Origin of the sequence: uncultured Nostoc sp., from assembly GCF_964245445.1 — a bacterium.
Classification (GTDB): domain Bacteria; phylum Cyanobacteriota; class Cyanobacteriia; order Cyanobacteriales; family Nostocaceae; genus Nostoc.
The window spans coordinates 1-7528 of the sequence record NZ_CAXTNE010000340.1 but is presented as its reverse complement, the minus strand read 5'-3'; the positions used below and the strand labels follow the sequence as shown (position 1 = coordinate 7528).

Below are 7528 nucleotides of genomic sequence, written 5' to 3'. Positions count from 1 at the left end.
AAGGCAAAATAAAGAGTAACTAATCCTTGATAATTCATCCTTGAAGAAATGGCAATCGAATTTACTAAGTATCATGGTCTAGGCAATGACTTTATTCTGATTGACAATCGCTCGTCATCAGTGCCTGTAGTGACTCCAGAGCAAGCCATCAAGTTATGCGATCGCCATTTTGGTATCGGTGCTGATGGTGTAATTTTTGCCCTACCTGGAGAAAACGGTACTGACTACACCATGCGGATTTTTAATTGCGATGGTTCTGAACCAGAAATGTGTGGCAATGGCATTCGCTGTTTAGCTGGCTTTTTAGCAGACTTAGAAGGTGAATCCCGAAATCAAGACTCATATCGGATTCATACTTTGGGTGGTGTAATGACTCCCCAACTCTTAGCTGATGGTCAAGTTAAAGTAGACATGGGTTTACCCAGGTTACTCGCTAGCGAAATTCCGACTAATCTTGCACCCGCCCAAGAAAAAGTAATTTCTCAGCCGTTAGAAGTGGCGGGGCAAACTTGGGATGTCACCTGTGTAAATATGGGAAATCCCCACTGCATTACCTTTGTGGAAGATGTAGCAGCAATTGAGTTAGAAACTATCGGCCCGAAATTTGAGCATCACTCAGCTTTTCCCCAACGCATAAATACCGAATTTATTCAAGTGGTACGCCGTGACTATTTGAAAATGCGGGTATGGGAACGGGGGGCTGGGATTACATTAGCTTGCGGGACTGGTGCTTGTGCTTCCTTGGTGGCTGGAGTGTTAACTGGAAAATGCGATCACACTGCAATTGTAGAATTACCTGGTGGCCCCTTGCAAATTGAATGGTCAGAAATCGACCAACGAGTTTACATGACAGGCCCAGCGCAAAAGGTATTCACTGGTAAACTGTAACCAGCTTCTCATTGGCATTTCTCAAGTATTTGGAGGTTTGTAGTAAGCACTTTAGTACTTAGAAAATTAGGGCTAAAGTCTTTACTACAAACTTTTTAAGATTCACTTTCTGCTGGAGATTGGATATGGATATTCACTTTAGATTGTATAGATTCTTTATTAGAAATTGCTAGATATATACCCCCTACAATTAGAGCCAACCCTAACAAGTTAAAAATACTCAAGTTTTCCGAGAAAAGTATCCAAGCAAGAATCGCAACAATCACGGGATTGAGTAGTAAGAATAAAGAGATAAATCCTGATGAAAAATTTTTGAGACTGTATACAATTAGCCCATGACCCAAGGCTTCGCAAATAGCACCTAGGGCAAAGACTACTAACCACCCCGACAAAGTAACTGGAAAAACTTGTTTTTCAAAGATTAGTACTACTGGTATCATCAATGTAGTTGCGATCGCACAGCGCCACACGAGGATGGTGATAATTGAAAACTTATTGCTGATCTGCTCGATAAGTAAAAAGTTTGCTGCATAAAATATCGATGATATCAGAGCAACAGCATCTCCTATAATATTATTATTAGAACGCAATAAATCTTCAAATCCAACAGCGATCGCACCGATTATGGCTAAGATCAGACCGATGATAAATTTGCGCCCAAAAACTTGATTAAAAAATAGCCATCCTCCTAAAGTAGTAAATAGCGGATTGAGGCAACCTAAGGCATTAGCATTAGCAGCACCAGTCTGAGTTAGCGACCAAGTCCAAGATAATCGACCTAATACATGAACTAAACCCACTGCGATTAAAAGCGCTATCTCTTTGATTGGATAAGGCTGCTGTGGTAATACAGGTTTATCATCTGTAATTTGAGTCCGTACTTGGTTAATTCCACTCCATAAGCCAAAGATAATAGTTGCTATCCATAAACGATTAAAGAATGTAGCAACAGCGCTCATTTCTCTAACAGCGACTTTAATAAATATTGCTGTTGAAGATAAAGCTAATAATGCAATTATTACTATAATTATCGGCAGGATTTTTGAAGTTTTATCAGAATTTTCTGGTGTTAAGCTTAATTGATTTTCTACCATTTAGTTTATATTTATTATACGAACCGCCCTTCGGGTGACGCTCCTACGTCGCTACCGCTACGCTAACACCAGTCGCCTACGGCGGGAAACCCGCCTACAGCGCTGGTTCACCAAGTGCGCCTTCTCTACGAGACACTACGTGAACGTGCAACGTCTCGTAGAGAAGGGAGAAGTAGCAATTATTTGGGATTACTCAGGTAATAATGCCATAGAAGTCTTGCCGCAACTGCTCGCCACGGTCGCCAGTGCTGTGTCATTGCTTCTAGTTGTACTGGTGTTGGACGCGTCGCCAAGTTTTTGAGTTTTTGTAGAGCGATCGCGATCGCTAAATCGCCTTTAGGAAAGACATCAGGACGTTGCAGCGCCATTAACAAATAAATATCAACTGTCCAGTCTCCTATACCTTTAAGACGCTTTAACTCAGTTCTGATCATAGTTTCGTCCATTGTTTGGAGCTTGGTTAGATCAAGCTGATTAGTTGCGTAGGCGTAGCCCGCCGTAGGCATCGCCTGAGCCAATCCACGACAGTATAAAATCTTTTGCCGACTGAATCCAATTCCTCTCAATTGAACATCATCCAATACCAGAAAATTTTCTGGCGTCAGAGTTACAACAACCCCACATAGCCGCGTAAATACAGCCCTTGCAGCCGCTACGGAAACTTGCTGTTCCAGAATTATACACAACAATGTTGCAAAACCTGGTTCTCTTTTCCACATCGGTGGTGGCCCCAGTGTTTCTAAAATCCAAGCCAAATCGCTATCAAGACTGGCAAGCACCATTAAACCACGGGTAAGACTTTCTTCAGTCAACGATTCTAGTTCAGGTGTTTGAGTCATCTTTGAGAAATTTCGATTCTTGTGTAAGCAGTTTTTGTTTGCGCTCAATTCCCCAGTGATAACCACCAAGACTGCCATCACTCCGCAACACCCGATGACACGGTACAATCAGCGCGATTGGATTAGCTCCACAAGCATTACCTACAGCGCGGACTGCCTGGGGTTTGGCAATATTACGAGCAATATCAGTGTAAGTGCGGGTTTCGCCATAAGGAATTTTTTGTAATGTTTCCCACACTTGTTTCTGAAATGCTGTCCCACGGACATCAAGTGGTAAATCAAGATGTGTTTCACCTCCTGCAATGAAGTCGAGGATTGCTTGTATCCATTCTTTGTGTGTGTGGTCATCACGTATGATGTGCGCTTGGTGAAATTCCTGGTTCAAAATATGTTCAAGCTTGTCTGCTTCATCACCTAGTTTAACGGCACAGATACCCTTCTCTGTTGTTGCCACAAGCAAATATCCTAGTAGACATGGAGCGATCGCATAGACAATGCTGATTGTCTTTCCAGCTTGTTGGTAAGTTTTTGGTGTCATTCCCAGTTGTTTAGGTGCTTTCTCATACAGTTGGCTACTTGAACCATATCCCGTGTCGTAAACTGCATGAGCAATTTCTTCGCCTGACTGAAGACGCTGCTTCAATCGTTGGCTACGCAGCGCATCTGCATATTGAAAAGGGGATACGCCAATTATTTGCTTGAATACCTTTTGCAGATAACTGGGACTCATTCCCACTTGAGAGGATAATTCTGAGAGGGTTGGGATGCGATCGCCTTGTGCTTCAATGTATCGACATGCTGCTAAAACTTTGGATTTAGCTGTATTTGGAAGTGTTTCAAATTGTGGCTGACAGCGCTTACAAGGTCGAAAACCTGCAATTTCAGCCTCTTGTGCCGACTGGAAGAAACAAACTTGATTGCGATTTGGTCTACGACTAGGGCAAATAGGTCTGCAATAAACGCCTGTAGAGCGAACACCGTAGAAAAACTTGCCGTCAATTGTGGGATCTCGACTCAAAACTGCTTCCCAAAGAGTTTCTTCTAAAACTGATATCTGTTGTAATTGCATTTATATCTCCTTGGATGTATTACAAAGTATCCCTACTTTGGAATGTCTATTATTAGTTTCTGCCTTTAGGTAAAAATAGATTAAATGTATCGATAAACTACTTTCTATCTGATTGTTGCGATCAAAGTTGATTATCTCAGTTTTTTAATGTGCTAACTTGCTAAACGGGTGTTCACTGCTCGATGAAACCGGAAACCTTAAATTAGGTCAACACAGCAGAATTTTGATGAGTGATATATCCTATTTGATTTATAGCAATAGCCAAGGTGATTAGGACATCAACAGATTATAAAACCTAGACACCAAAAGACTTTTCACCCAGTCCCCAGTCCCTAGTCCCCAGTTCCCTGCTATATAAGAATTGCAAACCGCAAATACCCAACTCCATAAAATTTGTCGATTATCTTACCTGTCATGAATAATTCAGGGTAGGCAATTACTCACCAAATTTCCACCAAATCTAAAACAAATCCTGGCAAAACATCTTCTCCCGATAGAGTTTTAGGACTTTGTAAAATCTCAACTTCTCGATTGGGACGATAAATTTCTACTTGTTGCTGTCCTCTATTAATTAACCAGCCTAATCTGGCGCCATTCTCCATGTATTCCCTCATTTTGGTTCGCGTTTTTTCTAAGGAATCACTTGGAGACATTAACTCAACTACAAAATCAGGACACAAAGGAGCAAATCTTTCTTTTTCTGCTTCGCTTAAAGCATTCCACCGTTCCATTTTCACCCAGGAAGCATCTGGAGAACGCTCTGCACCGTTGGGAAGTTTGAAACCACCAGAAGAGTCAAAGGATTTACCTAGTTTATTTTGACGACTCCAAGCTCTTAATTGATAAGTTAAATCGGCATTACGGTCACTAGTACTACTCCCCGTAGGTGGCATAATAATTAATTCCCCTGAAGCTGTCCGCTCAAACTTTAAGTCTCGATTATTTTGGCAAAGCTGAAAAAATTGCTCGTCAGTCAAGTCGATATTTAATTCGAGTGTAGGCGGTAAACTGACGGTAGTAGTATTCATGTTATCAGTTTGGGTGGAAGCAATATCTCTATTCTAGTAGTCTGTCAAGTTAACGATGCCAGGTAAATAAGTTTGTTGTAAGGGCTTTAGTCCTTGTATTAAGCACTTCAATGCTTACTAAGTAGCAGGCTTTCGTCAGCTTGATGGACTAGGACTAATATATAAATCCTGAATCAAACGCGCAGAAACAAGATGCCCGACTTCGTAAAAGTTGTCGGGCATCTGCGGGTTGCAATTCTCAAAGGCTTAGGCCGGAACTTCTCCCTATAGCCCTTCTCCTAAAGGAGACACTGTTCGCGTTCGGACATCCTACGGCAGGCGCTAGCCTCTCCCTTTGTAAGAAGAGGAGATGCAAAGTGGAGCATCTGGCGCGCAATGACTATGGAATCATAACTAAATTACCTGGACATAATATAACTCAGCATTCCTGAAATGATTCTCCCCCTGGCAAATCGTTCACCCGATTGGGTGAATGCGATCGCCTCATCAGGAACTACTCTGAAAGAAGGCGCAGTTTTGATTCTGTTAGCGATTATGCCTACAGAATCAAAACTGTTAAATTAGTTATTCTGGCTTTTAATTGTACATCAATAGCTTGTGTATCAAAGGGTTAAAGAGTGGATGAAACCGTTGTCAAATCGCTGTATACACCAAATTGCCAGCAAGACGCTATTAATTTGCTCTCAAAACTTGCTGTCAATTTACCAGGAATGATTTTCCAAGTTCTGCAACAGCAGGATGGTTCTGTGTTAGTCCAATATGTTAGTTCTGGTTGTGAATATTTGTATGAATTAGAACTAGAAGCTATACAGAAAGACTTTCGGGTGCTATACGAACTGATTCATCCACAGGATATAAAAGCTTTTACAGAATCTATAACTTTTTGTACTACAAATATTACACCTTGGCATTGGGAAGGTCGCATCATTACGCCTAGTGGGAAACTTAAATGGATTCAAGCTACTTCGCAACGTGAATTACAAGAATCAGGCGATTTGCTTTGGAATGGCTTGGTCATGGATATTACAGACCGAAAACAAGCCCAAGAAAAATTGCTTGAGAGTGAGGCGCGGTATAAAGCAGTTTTAGATGCTATCCCCGATTTAATGTTTCGCATTAGCCGTGATAGCGAGTATCTAGATTTGAAAAGTGAAGGAGCAAATGTCACTCTTTCGAGAGAAGAAATAGTTGGGAAACATGTGCAGGAATTATTGCCTAGTGATGTTGCCGCAATTAGCTTGGAAGCGATCGCTAAAACTTTAGATTCTGGAACATTGCAAACTTGTGAATATCAGCTACCAACGCCTTTGGGAGTCAAAGATTATGAGGCGCGGTTGGTAGTAAGTGGTCAAGATGAGGTAGTAGCAATTGTCCGAGACATCACAGAACGCAAACAAGCAGAAGTTGCTTTACAAAATCTTGCCCAAAAATTTGCTAAAGCTTTTAGTTGTAGCCCCGATTCAATTACTATCAGCACACTCCAAGAAGGACGCTTCATCGAAGTTAACGACAGCTTTGTGAAACTCTCAGGTTATGAGCGAGATGAGGCGATTGGTAAAACTTCTTTCGAGTTAAATCTTTGGATACACGATCGCGATCGCCAGAATTTGTTACAGGAGTTGCAAACCACAGGAGTTGTTCGCAACTTGGAAGTTGAATTTCGGCAAAAGTCAGGCAAGATAATTACAATGCTCCTTTCAGCCGAAATCATTGATTTAGATGGTCTGCCTTCGCTCCTAGCAGTCCATCACGATATTACAGAACGTAAGCAGGTGGAAGCACAATTACGTCTATCAGCAGAACGCGATCGCTTGTTGGCAGAAACCTTAGTACGAATTCGGTCTTCCCTTAAGTTAGAGGAAATTCTTCAAACCACCGTGACGGAAGTCAGGCAATTTCTGCAAGCAGATAGGGTTTTTATTTGTTTAAATAATACCAAATTAGGAGCCAGAACTCTTGCAGAATCAGTAGATCCAAAGTATCCATCAGTCACAGGATGGTCTACTAATGATGAAGCTTATCTACAAGAATTAAGAAACTTACTCAAAAATAATGTTGTGGGTGTCGTTGAAGATATAACGCAAGTAGCATTATCTCCCAAAGTCAAAGCGCACTTTCAAAAATTTAAAACGAAGGCGACTTTGAGTGTACCAATTATGCTAGGCAATGAGTTATTTGGGGCGTTAATTGCCAATCAATGTTCAGGGCCGCGTCATTGGCAACCAATAGAAATTGATTTGTTACAGCAGATGTCAGAACAGGTAGCGATCGCCATTCAGCAAAGCCAGATTTACCAAAAACTTGCAGAACTTAACACTAATTTAGAACACCAGGTACAAGAACGAACAGCACAATTGCAGCAGAAAATGCAAGAAGTTGAAGAATTGCATCGGGTAAAAGATGTTGTTTTGCACACAGTTGCCCACGATTTACGAACTTCGGTGATGGGTAACTTGATGGTGTTAAAGAATTTGTTAAATCAGGGAGTGGGAAATGGGGAAGCAAGGGAGCTCTTAGCAGGGAGCAAGGGGGAGAATAAAAAATTACCTCTTTCCCCTCTGCCCCCCCCCCCCAGGCCCCCGGGCGCCGACCACAACCCCAATACAATAA

Annotated in this window: 7 protein-coding genes; 3 read left to right on the top strand and 4 right to left on the bottom strand. The window is 41.7% G+C overall.

From position 1 onward, the window contains the following. Positions 1-48 precede the first annotated feature (48 nt). Positions 49-888: a diaminopimelate epimerase gene (gene dapF, locus ACFE90_RS34025; protein WP_375506700.1), complete on the top strand. Its 840-nt coding sequence runs from the start codon at positions 49-51 to the stop codon at positions 886-888. Positions 889-983: 95 nt separating this feature from the next. On the opposite strand, the gene ACFE90_RS34020 is transcribed toward dapF, so the two are convergent. From ACFE90_RS34020 to ACFE90_RS34005, 4 genes are all read right to left on the bottom strand, one after another. Next, positions 984-1982, bottom strand: a complete 999-nt coding sequence (locus tag ACFE90_RS34020) for a DMT family transporter (RefSeq protein WP_375506699.1) — start codon at positions 1980-1982, stop codon at positions 984-986. A 179-nt stretch (positions 1983-2161) separates the two neighbouring features. Beyond that, positions 2162-2821, bottom strand: a complete 660-nt coding sequence (locus ACFE90_RS34015; RefSeq protein ID WP_375506698.1) for a DNA-3-methyladenine glycosylase family protein — start codon at positions 2819-2821, stop codon at positions 2162-2164. Beyond that, positions 2805-3890, bottom strand: a complete 1086-nt coding sequence (gene ada, locus ACFE90_RS34010; RefSeq protein WP_375506697.1) for a bifunctional DNA-binding transcriptional regulator/O6-methylguanine-DNA methyltransferase Ada — start codon at positions 3888-3890, stop codon at positions 2805-2807. The genes ACFE90_RS34015 and ada overlap by 17 nt, the downstream gene beginning before the upstream one ends. A 440-nt stretch (positions 3891-4330) precedes the next feature. Beyond that, entirely contained in the window at positions 4331-4918 is a 588-nt protein-coding gene (locus tag ACFE90_RS34005) for a Uma2 family endonuclease (RefSeq protein ID WP_375506696.1), read from the bottom strand. 432 nt (positions 4919-5350) lie between these two features. On the opposite strand from ACFE90_RS34005, the gene ACFE90_RS34000 reads away from it, so the two are divergent. Continuing rightward, a complete protein-coding gene (locus tag ACFE90_RS34000) occupies positions 5351-5482 on the top strand; it encodes a hypothetical protein (protein WP_375506695.1) in 132 nt (43 codons plus the stop codon). Positions 5483-5535: 53 nt separating this feature from the next. Continuing rightward, positions 5536-7528: PAS domain S-box protein (locus ACFE90_RS33995; protein WP_375506694.1), on the top strand; the 1993-nt coding region annotated here is incomplete at its 3' end.

Excerpts from the sequence above, each read along its gene's own strand:
- ada (WP_375506697.1), bottom strand. The coding sequence starts at position 3,890 with ATGCAATTACAACAGATATCAGTTTTAGAAGAAACTCTTTGGGAAGCA.
- ACFE90_RS34005 (WP_375506696.1), bottom strand. The coding sequence starts at position 4,918 with ATGAATACTACTACCGTCAGTTTACCGCCTACACTCGAATTAAATATC.
- ACFE90_RS34000 (WP_375506695.1), top strand. The coding sequence starts at position 5,351 with ATGATTCTCCCCCTGGCAAATCGTTCACCCGATTGGGTGAATGCGATC.
- ACFE90_RS34020 (WP_375506699.1), bottom strand. The coding sequence starts at position 1,982 with ATGGTAGAAAATCAATTAAGCTTAACACCAGAAAATTCTGATAAAACT.
- ACFE90_RS34015 (WP_375506698.1), bottom strand. The coding sequence starts at position 2,821 with ATGACTCAAACACCTGAACTAGAATCGTTGACTGAAGAAAGTCTTACC.
- dapF (WP_375506700.1), top strand. The coding sequence starts at position 49 with ATGGCAATCGAATTTACTAAGTATCATGGTCTAGGCAATGACTTTATT.